This window comes from Microbacterium sp. (assembly GCF_049650565.1).
GTDB lineage: Bacteria > Actinomycetota > Actinomycetes > Actinomycetales > Microbacteriaceae > Microbacterium.
In genome coordinates, this window is sequence record NZ_JBASAK010000050.1 from 9,988 (window position 1) to 26,246 (window position 16,259).

Annotated in this window: 14 protein-coding genes; 11 read left to right on the top strand and 3 right to left on the bottom strand. The window is 69.0% G+C overall.

Annotated elements, in window-relative coordinates; translation table 11 throughout:
* Window positions 1-32 precede the first annotated feature (32 nt).
* The 5 genes from hutH to WA967_RS09245 all read left to right on the top strand — a co-directional run bounded on the left by hutH (window position 33) and on the right by WA967_RS09245 (window position 6,137).
* Window positions 33-1,607: a histidine ammonia-lyase gene (hutH, locus tag WA967_RS09225; protein WP_424421538.1), complete on the top strand. Its 1,575-nt coding sequence runs from the start codon at window positions 33-35 to the stop codon at window positions 1,605-1,607.
* The gene (gene hutU / locus WA967_RS09230) at window positions 1,600-3,279 is read left to right on the top strand and encodes a urocanate hydratase (RefSeq protein WP_424421540.1); all 1,680 of its coding nucleotides are present in this window, start codon (window positions 1,600-1,602) and stop codon (window positions 3,277-3,279) included. Before hutH ends, hutU begins: the two co-directional genes overlap by 8 nt.
* The gene (gene hutI, locus WA967_RS09235; protein WP_424421542.1) at window positions 3,276-4,463 is read left to right on the top strand and encodes an imidazolonepropionase; all 1,188 of its coding nucleotides are present in this window, start codon (window positions 3,276-3,278) and stop codon (window positions 4,461-4,463) included. Before hutU ends, hutI begins: the two co-directional genes overlap by 4 nt.
* Complete coding sequence (locus tag WA967_RS09240; protein ID WP_424421544.1) at window positions 4,460-5,365, top strand: agmatinase family protein; 906 nt, start codon at window positions 4,460-4,462, stop codon at window positions 5,363-5,365. The genes hutI and WA967_RS09240 overlap by 4 nt, the downstream gene beginning before the upstream one ends.
* A 127-nt stretch (window positions 5,366-5,492) precedes the next feature.
* Window positions 5,493-6,137 (top strand): NAD(P)H-binding protein, encoded by a 645-nt coding sequence (locus tag WA967_RS09245; protein WP_424421547.1) that lies wholly within the window; start codon window positions 5,493-5,495, stop codon window positions 6,135-6,137.
* Between the two features lie 43 nt (window positions 6,138-6,180).
* Here the strand turns inward: WA967_RS09245 and WA967_RS09250 are convergent, their stop codons facing one another.
* A complete protein-coding gene (locus WA967_RS09250; protein WP_424421549.1) occupies window positions 6,181-7,458 on the bottom strand; it encodes a DUF445 domain-containing protein in 1,278 nt (425 codons plus the stop codon).
* Between the two features lie 159 nt (window positions 7,459-7,617).
* Here WA967_RS09250 and WA967_RS09255 point away from each other — a divergent pair, with 159 nt between their 5' ends.
* Entirely contained in the window at window positions 7,618-9,111 is a 1,494-nt protein-coding gene (locus WA967_RS09255; protein WP_424421551.1) for a DUF222 domain-containing protein, read from the top strand.
* Between the two features lie 46 nt (window positions 9,112-9,157).
* Window positions 9,158-9,430, top strand: a complete 273-nt coding sequence (locus tag WA967_RS09260) for a metal-sensitive transcriptional regulator (RefSeq protein ID WP_424421554.1) — start codon at window positions 9,158-9,160, stop codon at window positions 9,428-9,430.
* Between the two features lie 68 nt (window positions 9,431-9,498).
* On the opposite strand, the gene WA967_RS09265 is transcribed toward WA967_RS09260, so the two are convergent.
* Complete coding sequence (locus WA967_RS09265) at window positions 9,499-10,659, bottom strand: acyl-CoA dehydrogenase family protein (RefSeq protein WP_424421557.1); 1,161 nt, start codon at window positions 10,657-10,659, stop codon at window positions 9,499-9,501.
* Between the two features lie 41 nt (window positions 10,660-10,700).
* A complete protein-coding gene (locus tag WA967_RS09270; protein ID WP_424421559.1) occupies window positions 10,701-11,915 on the bottom strand; it encodes an MFS transporter in 1,215 nt (404 codons plus the stop codon).
* Window positions 11,916-12,314: 399 nt separating this feature from the next.
* Between WA967_RS09270 and nrdH the strand changes: the two genes are divergently transcribed.
* The 4 genes from nrdH (at window position 12,315) to nrdF (ending at window position 16,197) form a co-directional block, all read left to right on the top strand.
* A complete protein-coding gene (gene nrdH, locus WA967_RS09275) occupies window positions 12,315-12,548 on the top strand; it encodes a glutaredoxin-like protein NrdH (RefSeq protein WP_298865472.1) in 234 nt (77 codons plus the stop codon).
* An 11-nt stretch (window positions 12,549-12,559) separates the two neighbouring features.
* A complete protein-coding gene (gene nrdI / locus WA967_RS09280) occupies window positions 12,560-13,009 on the top strand; it encodes a class Ib ribonucleoside-diphosphate reductase assembly flavoprotein NrdI (protein ID WP_424421562.1) in 450 nt (149 codons plus the stop codon).
* Window positions 12,976-15,150 (top strand): class 1b ribonucleoside-diphosphate reductase subunit alpha, encoded by a 2,175-nt coding sequence (gene nrdE / locus WA967_RS09285; RefSeq protein ID WP_424421565.1) that lies wholly within the window; start codon window positions 12,976-12,978, stop codon window positions 15,148-15,150. Before nrdI ends, nrdE begins: the two co-directional genes overlap by 34 nt.
* A 66-nt stretch (window positions 15,151-15,216) precedes the next feature.
* Window positions 15,217-16,197 carry a class 1b ribonucleoside-diphosphate reductase subunit beta gene (nrdF, locus tag WA967_RS09290; protein WP_298865465.1) on the top strand — a complete coding sequence of 327 codons (981 nt, stop codon included), beginning with the start codon at window positions 15,217-15,219 and terminating at the stop codon, window positions 16,195-16,197.
* The last annotated feature ends 62 nt before the right edge of the window (window positions 16,198-16,259 follow it).

A 16,259-nucleotide genomic window follows, 5' to 3' on the forward strand; every position in this document is an offset into this window, starting at 1 on the left:
CGGGAGGACCGCGGACGGTGTGGAATCAGAACATGCAGCATTCTTCCCCCGTGATCGTCGGTGAGGCGCCGCTCGCGCCGGCCGACGTCGTCGCCGTCGCGCGTGAGTTCGCCACCGTCGAGATCGCAGATTCCGCCCGCCGGCGCGTGGCCGCCGCCCGCGCCGTCGTGGACGGCCTGGCTGCCGACCCCAACCCGCATTACGGCGTGTCCACCGGTTTCGGCGCTCTGGCCACCACCTTCATCGCCGCCGAGCGCCGCCGTCAGCTGCAGGTCAGCCTGATCCGCTCGCACGCCGCCGGGACCGGTCCGGAGGTCGAGACCGAGGTCGTCCGCGCGCTGCACCTGCTGCGCCTGCAGACCCTGGCCTCCGGCCACACCGGCGTGCGCCCGCTGGTCGTCGACACCTACGCCGCCATGCTCAACGCCGGCATCACCCCGATCGTGCGCGAGTACGGCTCGCTGGGCTGCTCGGGTGACCTGGCCCCGCTCGCCCACATCGCGCTGGCCGCGATGGGCGAGGGCGAGGTGCGCGTGCTTCGACAGGCTCAGCAACCGGGTGAAGCGGCGACTCTCTCGGAGAAGACGCCCGCCGCCGACGCGCTGGCGGCCGCCGGCATCGAGCCCCTCGTGCTGCTGGAGAAGGAGGGCCTGGCCCTCATCAACGGCACCGACGGCATGCTGGGCCAGTTGCTGCTGGCCCTGCACGACCTGGAGAACCTCGTCTCGACCGCCGACCTGGCCGCCGCCATGTCCATCGAGTCGCAGCTGGGCACGGATGCCGTGTTCGCCGCCGACCTGATGGCGCTGCGTCCGCAGGTGGGTCAGGCGGTCTCCGCCGCCAACCTGCGCGCCTTCCTGGGCGCATCTCCCATGGTCGCCAGCCACAAGGGCCCCGAGGACGGCCGCGTGCAGGACGCCTACTCGCTGCGCTGCTCGCCGCAGGTGCACGGCGCCGCCCGCGACACCATGGGGCATGCCGCCATGATCGCCGAGCGCGAACTGGCATCCGTCGTCGACAACCCCATCATCACCTCGGATGGCCGCATCGAGTCCAACGGCAACTTCCACGGCGCGCCCGTCGCCGTGGTGCTGGACTTCCTCGCCATCTCCGTCGCGGACGTGGCCTCGGTCTCCGAGCGTCGCACCGACCGCGCCCTGGACCCGGCCCGCAACCACGGCCTGCCGCCGTTCCTCGCGCACGAGGTGGGGGTGGACTCCGGTCTGATGATCGCGCAGTACGCGGCCGCCGGCATCGTCTCCGAGCTCAAGCGCCTGGCGACCCCCGCCACCGTCGACTCCATCCCGTCCTCGGCCATGCAGGAGGACCACGTGTCGATGGGCTGGTCGGCCGCCCGCAAGCTGCGCCGCGCCATCGACGGACTCACCCGCGTGCTGGCCATCGAGATCCTCACCGGCGCCCGCGCGCTGGACCTCCGCGCACCGCTGATCGCCGGCCCCGCCACCGGAGCCGTCCGCGATCTCGTCCGCACCGTGGCCGCCGGCCCCGGACCCGACCACTTCCTCTCACCCGACATCGAGGCCGTCACGGAGCTCGTCCGCTCCGGCGCCGTCCTCTGCACCGCGAAGGAGCACTCCCATGTCTGAACCCACCCTGCACGACCCGTCGCGGAAGATCCGCGCCGCGCGCGGCAACCAGCGCACCGCCAAGAGCTGGGGCGCCGAGGCCGCCAAGCGGATGCTGATGAACAACCTCGACCCCGAGGTCGCCGAGCACCCCGAGGACCTCGTCGTCTATGGCGGCACCGGCCGCGCCGCCCGCAGCTGGGAGGCGTACGACGCCATCGTGCGCACCCTCGACGAGCTCGAGCCCGATGAGACACTGCTGGTGCAGTCCGGCAAGCCGGTCGGCGTGTTCCGCACCCACGAGTGGGCGCCGCGCGTGCTCATCGCCAACTCGAACCTGGTCGGCGACTGGGCCAACTGGCCCGAGTTCCGCCGCCTGGAGTCGCTGGGGCTGATCATGTACGGCCAGATGACCGCCGGCTCCTGGATCTACATCGGCACGCAGGGCATCCTGCAGGGCACCTATGAGACCTTCGCGGCCGTCGCCCGGTCGCTCGGCAAGGAATCGCTGAAGGGGACCCTGTCGCTGACCGGCGGCGCGGGCGGCATGGGCGGCGCGCAGCCGCTGGCCGTCACCCTCAACGAGGGCGCGGTGCTCATCGTCGAGGCGGACGAGTCTCGTCTGGCCCGCCGCGTGCAGCACGGCTATCTCGACGAGTACCACGCCGACCTCGATGTCGCCGTGGCCCGCGCCATGGCCGCCAAGGAGGCCGGCGAGGCCCTCTCCGTCGGCGTCGTCGGCAACACCGCCGAGATCTTCCCGGAGCTGTTCCGCCGCCAGCAGGCGGGTCTCATCGCGATCGACGTCGTCACCGACCAGACCAGTGCGCACGACCCGCTGGCGTACCTGCCGATCGGCATCTCCGTCGCCGACTGGAAGACCGAGGCCGCGCGCGACCCCGAGGAGTTCACCCGCCGCTCCCGCGAGTCGATGGCCGCGCACGTGAACGCCATGGTGGCGTTCCAGGATGCCGGCGCCGCCGTGTTCGACTACGGCAACTCGCTGCGCGCCGAGGCCAAGCTCGGCGGGGCCGAGCGCGCCTTCGAGTTCCCGGGCTTCGTGCCGGCGTACATCCGCCCGCAGTTCGAGTCGGGTCGCGGCCCGTTCCGCTGGGCCGCCCTCTCCGGCGACCCGGAGGACATCTACAAGACCGACCGCGCCATCGCCGAGCTGTTCCCCGAGGACAAGGCTCTGCACCGGTGGCTTGCGAAGGCCGCCGACAAGGTGCACTTCGAGGGCCTGCCGGCCCGCATCTGCTGGCTGGGATACAAGGAGCGCCACCTGGCGGGTCTGAAGTTCAACGAGATGGTCGCGTCCGGCGAGCTGTCCGCCCCGATCGTCATCGGCCGCGACCACCTGGACTCCGGGTCCGTCGCATCGCCCTACCGCGAGACCGAGGCCATGAAGGACGGCTCCGACGCGATCGCCGACTGGCCGCTGCTGAACGCCCTGCTCAACACGGCCTCCGGCGCCAGCTGGGTGTCGCTGCACCACGGCGGCGGGGTCGGCATCGGCCGCTCGATCCACGCCGGCCAGGTCACCGTCGCAGACGGCTCGGAGATCGCTGCGCAGAAGCTGGAGCGGGTCCTCACCAACGACCCCGGCACCGGCGTCATGCGTCACGTCGACGCCGGCTACGAGCACGCCAAGGATGTCGCACGCGAGCGCGGCCTCAAGGTGCCGATGCTGTGACTGCCACGCTGATCACGAACATCGGGGAGCTGACGACCAACGTCGGCTCGCCGGCGGATCGCTGCGGTACGCTGCGCGATGCGGCCGTCCTCATCAAGGGCGACCGCATCGCCTGGGTCGGTGCGGCATCAGACGCTCCCGCCGCGCCGGGCGGGTTCACCGAGGTGGATGCGCAGGGGTGCGCCGTCATCCCCGGGTTCGTGGACAGCCACAGCCACATCGTGTTCGGCGGCGATCGCGCCGCCGAGTTCGAGGCGCGGATGGCCGGCTCGGCCTATGCCGCCGGCGGCATCCGCTCCACCGTCGCGGCGACCCGTGGCGCGAGCGACGACGACCTGCGCGCGCGGCTGCGCGGGTTCGTCGACGAGATGCTCGCACAGGGCACCACCACCGTGGAGATCAAGAGCGGCTACGGGCTGGATGTCGCCACCGAGGAGCGCCTGGTGCGCCTGGCCGCCGAGGTCACCCCCGAGGTCACCTTCCTCGGTGCGCATGTGGTGCCGGCGGAGTACGCGGACCGCGGCGACGAGTACGTCGACCTGGTCATCGGGGACATGCTGGATGCCTGCGCCCCGCATGCCAAGTGGATCGACGCGTTCTGCGAGACCGGCGCGTTCACGGTGCCGCAGACCCGGCGGGTGCTGGAAGCGGGCATCGCCCGGGGCCTGCAGCCGCGCATGCACGCCAGCCAGCTCGGCCCCGGCGACGGGGTGCGGCTGGCCGTCGAGCTGGGCGCGGCATCCGTCGATCACGGCACCTATCTGACCGATGAGGATGTGGCCGCGCTCGCCGCATCCGACACCGTGCTCACGGCGCTGCCGGGCGTCGAGTTCTCCACCCGGCATCCGTTCCCCGACGCCCGGCGCCTGATCGACGCCGGCGTGACGGTCGCGATCGCCTGCGACACCAATCCCGGCTCCAGCTTCACCTCGTCGATGCCATTCTGCATCGCGCTGGCGGTGCGGGAGATGGGCATGACCACGGCCGAGGCGGTCTGGGCCGCCACCGCCGGGGGTGCCGCCGCGCTGCGACGCGACGACATCGGCGTGATCGCGCCCGGCAAGCGCGCCGACCTGGTGCTGCTGGATGCCCCGACGCGCGTGCACCTGGCCTATCGGCCCGGCGTGCCGCTGGTGAAGCGCGCGTGGAAGGACGGCGTCGCACACGACGCCAGGAGAGGATGAACGTGGTACTTCCGCACGATGAGCTCTGGCCGCGGGCCGGAGGATGGCCCGCCCCGGCAGCAGGGGAGAAGGCGGATGCCGTGCTGCTGGGCGTCCCCACCTGGCGCACCTCGATCTCGAAGACCGGCGCGCACGCCACGCCGAGCGCCATCCGCGAGGCGCTGCAGCGCTACAGCGCCACGCTGATGGGCGAGCCCGCCGTGGACCTGAACGAGGTGCTGCGGGTCGTCGACGCCGGTGACGTGCACGAGCCCGACGGTGACGAGGGCGTGCAGCGCGCCGTGGATCGGGTGCGGGAGCTCGCCGCCGCCAGTCGCCTGGTCATCGCCCTCGGCGGCGACAACTCGCTGACCTACCCGGTGGCCCGCGGCGCGGGAGCCGGGGGACTGATCACCATCGACGCGCACTACGACCTGCGCGACGGTGTCTCCAACGGCTCTCCCGTGCGCCGCCTCGTGCAGGATGCCCCGGACTCCGAGCGCATCGATCCGAAGAAGATCGTGCAGATCGGCATCGCCGACTTCGCGAACTCGGCGGCGTACGCGCAGCGCGCCTCCGAGTGGGGCATCCGCGTGATCACGCTCGACGAGGTGCGGCGCCGCGGGATCGACGATGTGGTGGCCGAGGCGCTCGAGGTCGCCGGCGCCGGATCCCGCATCCACCTGGACATCGACGTCGACTCCGCCGACCGCGCGGCCGTGCCCGGCTGCCCGGCCAGCGTGCCCGGCGGCTTCGCGGCGTGGGAGCTGCGCGCGCTCGTGCGCGGCATCGCGACCGATCCCCGGGTGGTCAGCGCCGACCTCGCCGAGGTGGACGCGACGGCGGATGCCGAGGACGGCCGCACCGTGCGCCTGGCCGCGCTGTGCGTGCTGGAGCTGCTGGCCGCCCTGAACGCGCGCTGAGCAGCCGCGCAGAATCCCGTCCAAACGGCGCGAACCGCCCCGAATCGAGGGGATGAGGGGCGCGACGAGCCATGTGGACCGGCGTTCGGACTGCCCTTCGGTCGTCAGGCGCGGGTACCGTGGAGGCATGGCTCGGATCCTGATCATCGGCGGCCACGGCAAGGTCGCGCTCCTGCTCGCACGTGTGCTCACCGACCGCGGGGATGAGGTCGCCTCGGTCATCCGCAATCCCGATCAATCGGACGACGTGCGCGCCGCCGGCGCCGAACCGGTGGTCTTCGACGTCGAGCACGAGGATCGCGAGGCATTCGCCCGTGTCATCGCCGGGCACGACGCCGTGGTCTGGTCGGCCGGCGCGGGCGGCGGCTCGGCCCAGCGCACGCACGCCGTCGACTTCGAGGCTGCCGTGCGCTCCATGGACGCGGCCGGGGATGCCGACGTCAACCGCTATGTGATGGTGTCGTACTTCGACTCCTCGCCCCAGCACGGCATCCCCGCCGACAATCCGTTCCACGCCTACGCCGAGGCGAAAGCCGCCGCCGATGAGTATCTGCGCGCCACCACTCTGGACTGGACGGTGCTCGGCCCCAGCCGTCTCACGCTCGGTGAGGGCACGGGGCGCATCGACGCGAGCGGCACGACCTCGGCGCAGGTCTCGCGCGCCAACGTCGCCCTGGTCGTCGCACAGGCGCTGCGCGAGCCCGCGACCATCCACCGCACCATCCGCTTCAACGACGGCGACCGCCCGATCGCCGAGGCGCTCGCCGGCTGAGAACGCCGCTCAGCCCAGAACGCCGCTCAGCCCAGAACGGCGCTCAGCCCAGCGGGATCAGCGCGTGCGCGACGGCGAAGATCGCCACCCCCGCCAGGGCGCCCACGACGGTGCCGTTCAGGCGGATGTACTGCAGATCCCGGCCCACCATCAGCTCGATCTTCTCGGTCGTCTCCGCAGCATCCCACTTCTCGACGGTGTCGGTGATGATCGACGCGATGTCGTGACGGTACCGGTCCACGAGGAATACGGCCGCGTCGGTCACCCAGCCGTCCACCCGCGCCTGCAGCGCCGGCTCGGTGGCAAGGCGCCGGCCGATCTCGGCGACGGCGGATGATGCGCGCCTGCGCAGCCCGCTCTGCGGGTCGGCGAGAGCGTTCAGCAGTCCGTTCTTGGCGGTGTCCCAGGCCTGCGCAGCCAGTGCGATCACGCGCGGGCTGTCGAACATGCCGGCCTTCGCGCCCTCGAACCGGTCGCGCATGGCCGGGTCGTGCTGCAGCCGATCGGCCAGGCGGGTCAGGTAGCCGTCCAGGGCCAGGCGGGCCGGATGCCGGGGATCGGCCTGCACAGCCTGCACGAACTTCACGGCCTCGTGGTACACGGTCTCGTCGACGAACCGGTGTGCAAGCCGGGGCACCCAGCCCGGCAGGCGGCGGGAGACCAGGCCATTGAAGGTGTGGGCGTTGTTCACGAGCCAGGTGCCGATGCTGTCCACGGCCAGGTCCACGGCGCCGTGATGGGCGTCCGCCTCGACGATGCGCTCCAGCCAGCCGCCGGCCGACGGCGCCCAGTCCGGCTCGATGAGGTGCTCGCGGGCGAGGTCGGCGATCAGACCCTGCACGTCGTCATCGCTGAGCGCGCGCAGCACGGCGGATGCCGCGGTCGACGCCTCGGCGGTCACGCGCTCGGCGTGCGCGGGGTCGCCCAGCCATTCTCCCAGCCGCCGCGCGAGCGCCGTGCGGGAGAGCTTGTCGCGTACGATCTCGCCGGAGAGGAAATTCGTCTCCACGAACTCGCCCAGGGACCGCCCGATCTCGTCCTTGCGGTTCGGGATGATCGCGGTGTGCGGAATGGGCAGGCCCAGCGGATGCCGGAACAGCGCCGTCACTGCGAACCAGTCCGCCAGCGCACCGACCATGCCGCCCTCGGCGGCCGCGCGCACGTAGCTCAGCCACGGATGCCGAGGCTCCAGGGCGAAGGCGATCACGAACACCACGGCCATGAAGATCAGCGCGCCCAGCGCCACGGCCTTCATCCGCCGCAGACCCCGCAGTCGCTCCTGGTCGGCGGGGGAGAGCAGCGCCATGGGTGTTCGCGACATGCCGCCATCCTTTCACGGCGTCGTGCGGGGGTCGTCTGGAGCAGCGTCATCACCGGAGATTCCTCCTGCACAATCGCTATTCAGCGCGAGTTGTCCACAGATTGAAAACTTGCTCTGATCTGGGGATGTAATGTCGGAGGCCCCCTGTTGAATGGAAGCATGACATCGCTTCCGCAGGTCCTCGAGAGCATCGCTCGGCAGCTCGCCGACGTGCGCGCGGGGGAGCTGTCGGTTGCAGGGATCACGCAGCTGGACCCTGCTGGGCAGATCGACGTGCTCCGCTGCATCGGGCGGCTGCAGCGACTGCTGGACGGCATCACCGTCGACGTGGTGGATGACATCGAGTCCGAAGACGCGAAGCGCGAGCGGGCGAACCGGGTCACGGCACGCGCCGGATGTCGCAGCACGTCCGAGCTCCTGCAGCGCCTCCTGCTGATCGACGCGCCAGCGGCCCGGCGATACAGTGCAGCGGCGGACGCAGCGCACGAGGACATCGCGCTGGTCTCGGGTGAGCGGCTGCCCGGAGACTTCCCCGCGCTGTCCGCCGCGCTTCGTGCGGGAGAGATGTCGCTGGCCGGATACCTGGCCTGCGTGACTCCGCTTCGGCGGGCGCAGTCACGGATCACGCCGGAGGATCTCGCCATGGCGGATGCTCTTCTGGCTCGTGCGGCAACGGGGCGCGAACTCTCGGACCCGGACCCGGACTCGGGCTCGGAAGACGACGACCGTGCACCTCAGCCCACGGTCTCCGAGCTGGCGGGGCTGACAGCGCACGTGCTGCTGCGGATCGATCCCGACGGTGCATGCCCTGCCGATGGCGCAGGTGAGCGCAGCCGCACCTTCGCGATCGGGAGGCTGCGTGACGGCGCGGTCCCGGTGCGCGGCGTGCTGCTTCCCGAGGTCGCGGCTATGCTGCAGCGGCTGATGGACGCCTACAACAACCCGCGCGTGCAGTTCGCACCGTCGTCTGAAGATGGGCTGCTGGACATCGGTGCGGACGCGGATGCGGATGCGCCGCCGCTGTCCACGGCCGACGCGCGCACGCCCGGACAGAAGCGGCATGACGCGTTCGCGGCCATCGTCGGATCCGTGGCGGCGGCGGAGGGCGCACCTCAACTGGGCGGCGCTGCTCCGACGCTGGTCGTGTCGGTGGATGCCGCAGATCTCGCGGCAGGTGCCGGCAGGGCCCACCTGCAGAGCACGGAATGGGACGTGCCACTGGGCGTGGCCATGCACGCCGCCTGTGCGGGTGGCGTGCAGCGGGTGCTGTTCGACGACTCCGGAGTCATCATCGGCATCAGCACCAGCGGGCGCATCTTCACCCCGCACCAGCGCAAGGCGATCGTGATGCGCGACGGCGGATGCCTGATCCCGGGCTGCGACGTGCGCGGTGACTGGTGCGAGATCCATCACGTGCGGGAGTGGGCGCGGGGCGGGCCGACGCACACCGACAACGGCGTCGCGCTGTGCTGGCACCACCACCGCACTCTTGAGACCTCGGGCTGGCAGATCAGGATGCGCGACGGTGTCCCGGAGATCCGCGGCCCGTCCTGGTGGGACCCGTACTGTCGCTGGCGATCACCGGGGGACGCTTATCGGGCAGTGGATCGGGCGCTCGCGGCGGCGCGGGGCTCCGGACCGGGTGGGCGATGACTGCACCCATGGTCGGGCTCGTCGAGGCATTGGCTACGCTCTTAGGGTGATCGAAGACATCAAGAAGCGTGCCCTGCACCGCACCAGCATCCTCGAGGGGCAGCTGCGCGGCATCGCGCGGATGATCGAGAACGAGGAGTACTGCATGGACATCATCACGCAGTCCCGCGCCGTGCAGCGCTCACTGGAGTCCCTGAACCGCCTGCTGCTGGAGAACCACCTGCGCACGCACGTCACGTCGATGTTCGAGCAGGGCGGAGACGAGCGCGAGCAGGCCGTCGGCGAGCTGCTGAAGGCATTCGAGTTCGACCGCCGCTAGGACACGGCCCTTCGCTCGGCTCAGGGACGCGATGAACCGGGCCGCTGAGCCCGTCGAAGCGTCGGCGGTCAGTCCTCCAGCGGCCCGAGCCAGGCGCTCGCCGCGGTGGCGTGCGCGGACTCCGGGTCGGAGGGGTGGAACTGCCCCGCCAGCACATCGCGGTACAGCCGAGAGAGCTCATTGGCGGAGAAGTACGATCCGCCGCCGGCCACCAGCATCGCCTCGTCCAGCACATGTTTGGCCATGACCACCGCGCGGTGCTTCACCCCCGACAGCAGCGTGAACCAGTGCGATCCGTGGTCGCCGCGCTCATCGACATCCCGCGCCAGCCACGCGATCTGCGGCGGCAGGGCGTCGTATGCCAGACCCATCCCGGCCACCCGCCAGCGGATGTCGGGATCCTGACTGTAGGTCGTGCCGCTCTTCTTCGACCGTCGCTTCTTCGCCGTCTCGACGGCCAGGTCCAGCCCGCGGCGGGCGATGCCGGTGTAGACCGACGCCAGCAGCAGCTCGAACACGCTGAAGATGCCGAACACGATCGGGTCGGGGTTGGGGCCCGGGTCGATCCGGCGAACCACCTGCTCGGGGGAGGCCACCGCGCCGTTCAGGCGGGTGGTGCGGCTCTGCGTGCCGCGCATGCCGAGCGTGTCCCAGTCGTCGCTGGTGACCACGGCATCCGTCCTGTCGACGAACGCGAACACGAGCTTCGGGGCATCCGCGCTGGTGGTGTCCAGGCCGTGCAGGCCCAGCTTCGTCCACACCGGCGCCAGCGAGGTGAAGATCTTCGTGCCGGTGAAGGCGTATCCGCCGTCGGGCTGAGGCGCGGCATCCGTATCGCTGCCGAACAGCACCAGGTCATTGCCGCCCTCGCTGATGCCGAACGCGAAGACGTCGCCCGCGACGGCGCCGCGCTGCACGAACTCCAGTCCGGGCACGCCGCGGTCGCTGAACACCTTCGCGACACCGGTCCACACCAGGTGCATGTTGATCGCCAGCGCGGTGGCGGGGGAGGCCGTGGCCAGCCGCTGCTGCAGCAGCGCGGCCTGCTCGAGCCCGAGGCCCGCGCCGCCGAGTTCGGCGGGCACGAGAATCGACAGGTATCCGGCATCCTTCAGCTCGTCCAGATCCTGCTGCGGGAACGTGTTCTCCCGATCGTGCGTGGCGGCGCGCTCGCGGATGCGCTCCAGCAGCTCGTCGGGGAGGAAGGCTGCGGCGTCGAAGGTGCTCACCCGCTCAGCCTATTCCGCTCGACGTGGCGGGTGGCGGGCGATCAGGGGCGGATGATCGGGATGGAGAGCGTCTCGGTGTCGGGGTAGGGGCTGGGGTCGCGGTGCCGCAGGTCGGGGAACGCCCGCACGAAGACGACGGAGACGATCAGGCCCGCGAGCGCGAACAGCGCCGCCGCCAGGTACGCGCCCCTGGGCCCGCCGCTGTCGATGAGCAGGCCCGCCACGGCCGAACCCGCCGCCGCGCCGATGAGCTGTCCGGTGCCCGCCCAGCCGAACGCCTCGGCGGTCTCGCTGAACTTCACGCTGGCCGTCGTGATGGCGAACAGCACGGCCAGCGCCGGGGCGATGCCGATGCCCGCGGCCAGCAGCGTGCCGCCGATCCAGAACGCGTTCAAGAAGAACATCGTCAGGCTCAGGCCGATCGTGACGATGAGCAGGCGCCGGGCCATCGCCCAGGGCCCGATGGGGATGTGCCCGAACGCCAGGCCGCCGGCCAGGCTGCCGACCGAGAAGACCGCCAGCACCAGACCCGCCTCCAGGCCGCCGTGACCGAAGGTGGCCACCACGCCCACCTCGACAGCCGCGCACGCGCCGATCAGCAGGAACCCGATGACGGTCGCCAGCAGCACCGGCGGCTTGAGCACCACCAGTCCGAAGGCGCGGCGGCTGCGCGGGATGCGCACCCGGCCGACCTCGGGGGAGAGGATGAACCACGCGCCGCCGCCGGCGAGGATGGCCGCCACCATCAGCAGACCCGTCACCGTGCCGATCTGCGTGGAGACGAGCGTGATCAGCACGGGGGCGACGATCCAGATGATCTCCTGCAGCGACGCGTCCAGTGAGAACAGCGGGGTGAGCTGGCCGGCGTTGACGAGCTTGGGGTAGATGGTCCGGACGGCCGACTGCACGGGTGGTGTCGACAGGCCCGCCAGCAGCGCCAGCGCCATGTATCCGGCCATGCCCAGCGGAAGCAGCGCCAGGCCCAGGATCGCCAGGAAGCAGACGGCGGTGGTGAGGGCGAGCACCCGGCGCATGCCCCAGGCGCCCATCCAGCGGCTGGTGATGGGGCCGGCGACGGCCTGTCCGACCGAGGCTGCGGCCAGCACGATGCCCGCCGCACCGTAGGACCCGGTCTGCTGCTCGACGTGCATGAGGATGGCCAGGCTCATCATGCCGTTGGGGAAGCGCGCCACCAGTTGCGCTGCGATCATGCGCCCGACACCCGGCGTGCGAAGAAGGTCCCGATATCCCGCCACCAGAGAACCCTATCCGTCGGATGCGCCGGTGTGCGAGGGGTGCGAGGGGTGCGCTGGAGGGGCGGATGCCGCGACACGCCGCGACACGCCGAAGCGCGTTCTCCACAGGAAATCGGGTGTCGGTGGCACGGCGTAGCGTCCCGCTTGTGGATGGATTCCCGAGGCGGCTCCGGAAGCCGCGAGAACACGCGCTTCTCGGGCTTTCGGGACAGCATCCGGGCTGTGGAAGGATCCGTGGACAACCTGTGTTTAACCCAGGGAGAGCGGTGGAAAACTACACGGATGTAACTACTATCCCTAGTGGTCGGTCGCAATGTCCGTCCCCATATGTAGTATTGAAGTCCCGGCGGGGGGTCTGTCGGAGAACACCTGATATCTGAGGGGAAGAAGCCAGAAATCATGTCGATCACGGTTTACACGAAGCCTTCGTGCGTGCAGTGCAATGCCACCTACCGGGCACTCGATGCGAAGGGCATCGAGTACGAGGTCCACGACCTGTCCCAGGATGAGTCGGCCCTCGAGCAGGTCAAGGCGCTGGGCTACATGCAGGCACCCGTCGTCGTCACCGACGAGGGTCACTGGTCGGGCTTCCGCCCCGACAAGATCGACGAACTCGCAGCTCGTCTGGCGTGAGGTGACAGGCCATGAGCGCCGTAGCGACCGTCGCGCCGCTCCTGGTCTACTTCTCGAGCATCTCCGGTAACACCGCGCGATTCATCGAGAAGCTCGGTCTTCCCGCCCGCCGCATCCCCCTGCACCGCAACGACGAGCCGATCGTCGTGGACGAGCCCTACGTGCTCGTCACCCCCACATACGGGGGCGGGCAGGGGCGCGGCGAAGAGCGGGGAGCCGTTCCCAAGCAGGTCATCCGGTTCCTCAACGATGAGCACAACCGCAGCCTGATCCGCGGAGTCATCTCCGCGGGGAACACCAACTTCGGAGACTCCTTCTGTCTTGCCGGAGAGATCGTGAGCCGCAAGTGCAACGTGCCGCACTTGTACCGGCTGGAAGTATTCGGCACACCCGATGATGTCGATCGCGTCAGCGACGGATTGGAACGATGGTGGACAGCACAGTTGCAGAGCAGACCGTGACCGAGCAGGTGGAGTTCAAGGTCAATCCGGCGTACGAGGGGCTGGACTATCACGCCCTGAACGCGATGCTGAACCTGTACGACGCGAGCGGGAAGATCCAGTTCGACGCCGACAAGCGCGCCGCGCGGGAGTACTTCCTGCAGCACGTGAACCAGAACACCGTGTTCTTCCACTCGCTCCGCGAGCGCCTGGACTACCTGGTGGAGAAGGAGTACTACGAGGCCGCGGTCATCGACCAGTACTCGTTCGACTTCGTGCAGCGCCTGAACGACTTCGCCTACTCGAAGAAGTTCCGCTTCGAGACGTTCCTCGGCGCGTTCAAGTACTACACCAGCTACACGCTGAAGACCTTCGACGGCAAGCGCTACCTGGAGCGCTTCGAGGACCGCGTCGTGATGACCGCCCTCGCCCTGGCCGAGGGCGACGAGCAGGTCGCCATGGACCTGGTCGACGAGATCATCTCCGGCCGCTTCCAGCCGGCCACGCCCACCTTCCTCAACGCCGGCAAGGCGCAGCGCGGCGAGCTCGTCAGCTGCTTCCTGCTGCGCATCGAGGACAACATGGAGTCCATCGCGCGTGGCATCAACTCCTCGCTGCAGCTGTCCAAGCGCGGCGGCGGCGTGGCGCTGCTGCTGAGCAACATCCGCGAGTCCGGCGCCCCGATCAAGCAGATCGAGAACCAGTCCTCCGGCATCATCCCCGTGATGAAGCTGCTGGAAGACAGCTTCAGCTACGCCAACCAGCTGGGGGCCCGCCAGGGCGCCGGCGCCGTCTACCTGTCGGCCCACCACCCCGACATCATGCGGTTCCTCGACACCAAGCGCGAGAACGCCGACGAGAAGATCCGCATCAAGACGCTGTCGCTGGGCGTCGTCGTGCCCGACATCACGTTCGACCTCGCCAAGAAGGGCGAGGACATGTACCTGTTCTCGCCGTACGACGTCGAGAAGGTCTACGGCGTGCCCTTCGGCGACATCTCGGTCACCGAGAAGTACTACGAGATGGTCGACGACGCGCGCATCAAGAAGACCAAGATCAATGCGCGAGAGTTCTTCACGACCCTCGCCGAGATCCAGTTCGAGTCGGGTTACCCGTACATCATGTTCGAGGACACGGTGAACAAGGCCAACCCGATCAAGGGCCGCATCAACATGTCCAACCTGTGCAGCGAGATCCTGCAGGTGAACACGCCGACCACGTACAACACCGACCTGTCGTACGACCAGATCGGCAAGGACATCTCCTGCAACCTCGGCTCGATGAACATCGCCCTGGCGATGGATGCCGATGACCTGGGCAAGACGGTCGAGACCGCGATCCGCGCGCTGACCGCGGTGAGCACGCAGAGCCACATCAGCTCGGTGCGATCGATCGAAGACGGCAACGACCGCTCGCACGCCATCGGCCTGGGCCAGATGAACCTGCACGGCTACCTCGCCCGCGAGCACGTGCACTACGGATCCGAAGAGGGCATCGACTTCACGAACATCTACTTCTACACGGTGCTGTTCCACGCGCTGCGCGCGTCGAACCGCCTGGCCATCGAGCGCGGCGAGACCTTCGACGGCTTCGCCGATTCCACCTACGCGTCGGGCGAGTTCTTCGACAAGTACATCGAGCGCGCCTGGGCTCCCGAGACCGAGAAGGTCAAGGAGCTGTTCGCCGGCAAGTTCATCCCGACTCAGCAGGACTGGGCCGAGCTGCGCGACAGCATCCGCGAGCACGGCATCTACAACCAGAACCTGCAGGCCGTCCCGCCGACGGGCTCCATCTCCTACATCAACAACTCGACCTCGTCGATCCACCCGATCGCCTCGAAGATCGAGATCCGCAAGGAGGGCAAGCTCGGTCGCGTGTACTACCCGGCGCCGTTCATGACGAACGACAACCTGGAGTACTACCAGGACGCGTACGAGATCGGCTACGAGAAGGTCATCGACACCTACGCCGCTGCGACGCAGCACGTCGACCAGGGCCTGTCGCTGACGCTGTTCTTCAAGGACACCGCCACCACGCGCGACATCAACAAGGCGCAGATCTACGCGTGGCGCAAGGGCATCAAGACGATCTACTACATCCGCCTGCGCCAGATGGCCCTCGAGGGGACCGACATGGCGGAGTGCGTCAGCTGCATGCTGTGACGCTCGGTCGCCCCGCGAGCGCAGCGAGACGAAACGCAGAATTCTTCAAGAACAGGACTATTCGAAATGACACCGTCGCCCAAACTTCAGCTGGTCAGCCATGTGGACGCGATCAACTGGAACCGCATCGAGGATGAGAAGGACCACGAGGTCTGGAACCGTCTGACGGGCAACTTCTGGCTGCCCGAGAAGGTGCCGCTGTCGAATGACGTGCAGTCGTGGAACACGCTCACCGAGGATGAGCAGCTGCTCACGATGCGCGTGTTCACCGGCCTCACCCTGCTCGACACGATCCAGGGCACCGTGGGCGCGGTCTCGCTGATCCCCGATGCGATCACCCCGCACGAGGAGGCGGTGTACACCAACATCGCGTTCATGGAGTCGGTGCACGCGAAGAGCTACTCATCGATCTTCTCGACCCTCGCGTCGACGAAGGAGATCGACGAGGCGTTCCGCTGGTCGACCGAGAACCAGAACCTGCAGAAGAAGGCGCAGATCGTCCTGGAGTACTACCGCGGTGACGAGCCCCTCAAGCGCAAGGTGGCCTCCACGCTGCTGGAGTCGTTCCTGTTCTACTCCGGCTTCTACCTGCCGATGTACTTCTCCTCGCACGCCAAGCTGACGAACACGGCCGACCTGATCCGCCTGATCATCCGCGATGAGGCCGTGCACGGCTACTACATCGGCTACAAGTACCAGAAGGGCCTCGAGCAGATCTCGCAGGCCGAGCGCGACGAGCTGAAGGATTACACCTTCTCGCTGCTGTACGAGCTCTACGACAACGAGGTGCAGTACACGCAGTCGCTCTACGACAGCGTCGGACTGACCGAGGACGTCAAGAAGTTCCTGCACTACAACGCCAACAAGGCCCTGATGAACCTGGGCTATGAGGCGATGTTCCCTGCCACGGTCACCAACGTGAACCCGGCCATCCTGTCGGCCCTGTCGCCGAACGCCGACGAGAACCACGACTTCTTCTCGGGGTCGGGCTCCTCGTACGTGATCGGCAAGGCCGAGGCCACCGAGGACGACGACTGGGACTTCTGACCCGTTCGTCATTCACGACAGGAGGGCGGATGCTGCGGCATCCGCCCTCCCGTCGTATCCGG

Bases quoted from the DNA above. Each gene is read 5' to 3' on its own strand.
- WA967_RS09255 (WP_424421551.1), top strand. From the start codon at position 7,618: ATGACATCGCTTCCGCAGGTCCTCGAGAGCATCGCTCGGCAGCTCGCC.
- hutH (WP_424421538.1), top strand. From the start codon at position 33: ATGCAGCATTCTTCCCCCGTGATCGTCGGTGAGGCGCCGCTCGCGCCG.
- nrdH (WP_298865472.1), top strand. From the start codon at position 12,315: ATGTCGATCACGGTTTACACGAAGCCTTCGTGCGTGCAGTGCAATGCC.
- WA967_RS09250 (WP_424421549.1), bottom strand. From the start codon at position 7,458: ATGTCGCGAACACCCATGGCGCTGCTCTCCCCCGCCGACCAGGAGCGA.
- nrdE (WP_424421565.1), top strand. From the start codon at position 12,976: ATGGTGGACAGCACAGTTGCAGAGCAGACCGTGACCGAGCAGGTGGAG.
- WA967_RS09240 (WP_424421544.1), top strand. From the start codon at position 4,460: ATGAACGTGGTACTTCCGCACGATGAGCTCTGGCCGCGGGCCGGAGGA.
- hutU (WP_424421540.1), top strand. From the start codon at position 1,600: ATGTCTGAACCCACCCTGCACGACCCGTCGCGGAAGATCCGCGCCGCG.
- WA967_RS09245 (WP_424421547.1), top strand. From the start codon at position 5,493: ATGGCTCGGATCCTGATCATCGGCGGCCACGGCAAGGTCGCGCTCCTG.
- nrdI (WP_424421562.1), top strand. From the start codon at position 12,560: ATGAGCGCCGTAGCGACCGTCGCGCCGCTCCTGGTCTACTTCTCGAGC.
- nrdF (WP_298865465.1), top strand. From the start codon at position 15,217: ATGACACCGTCGCCCAAACTTCAGCTGGTCAGCCATGTGGACGCGATC.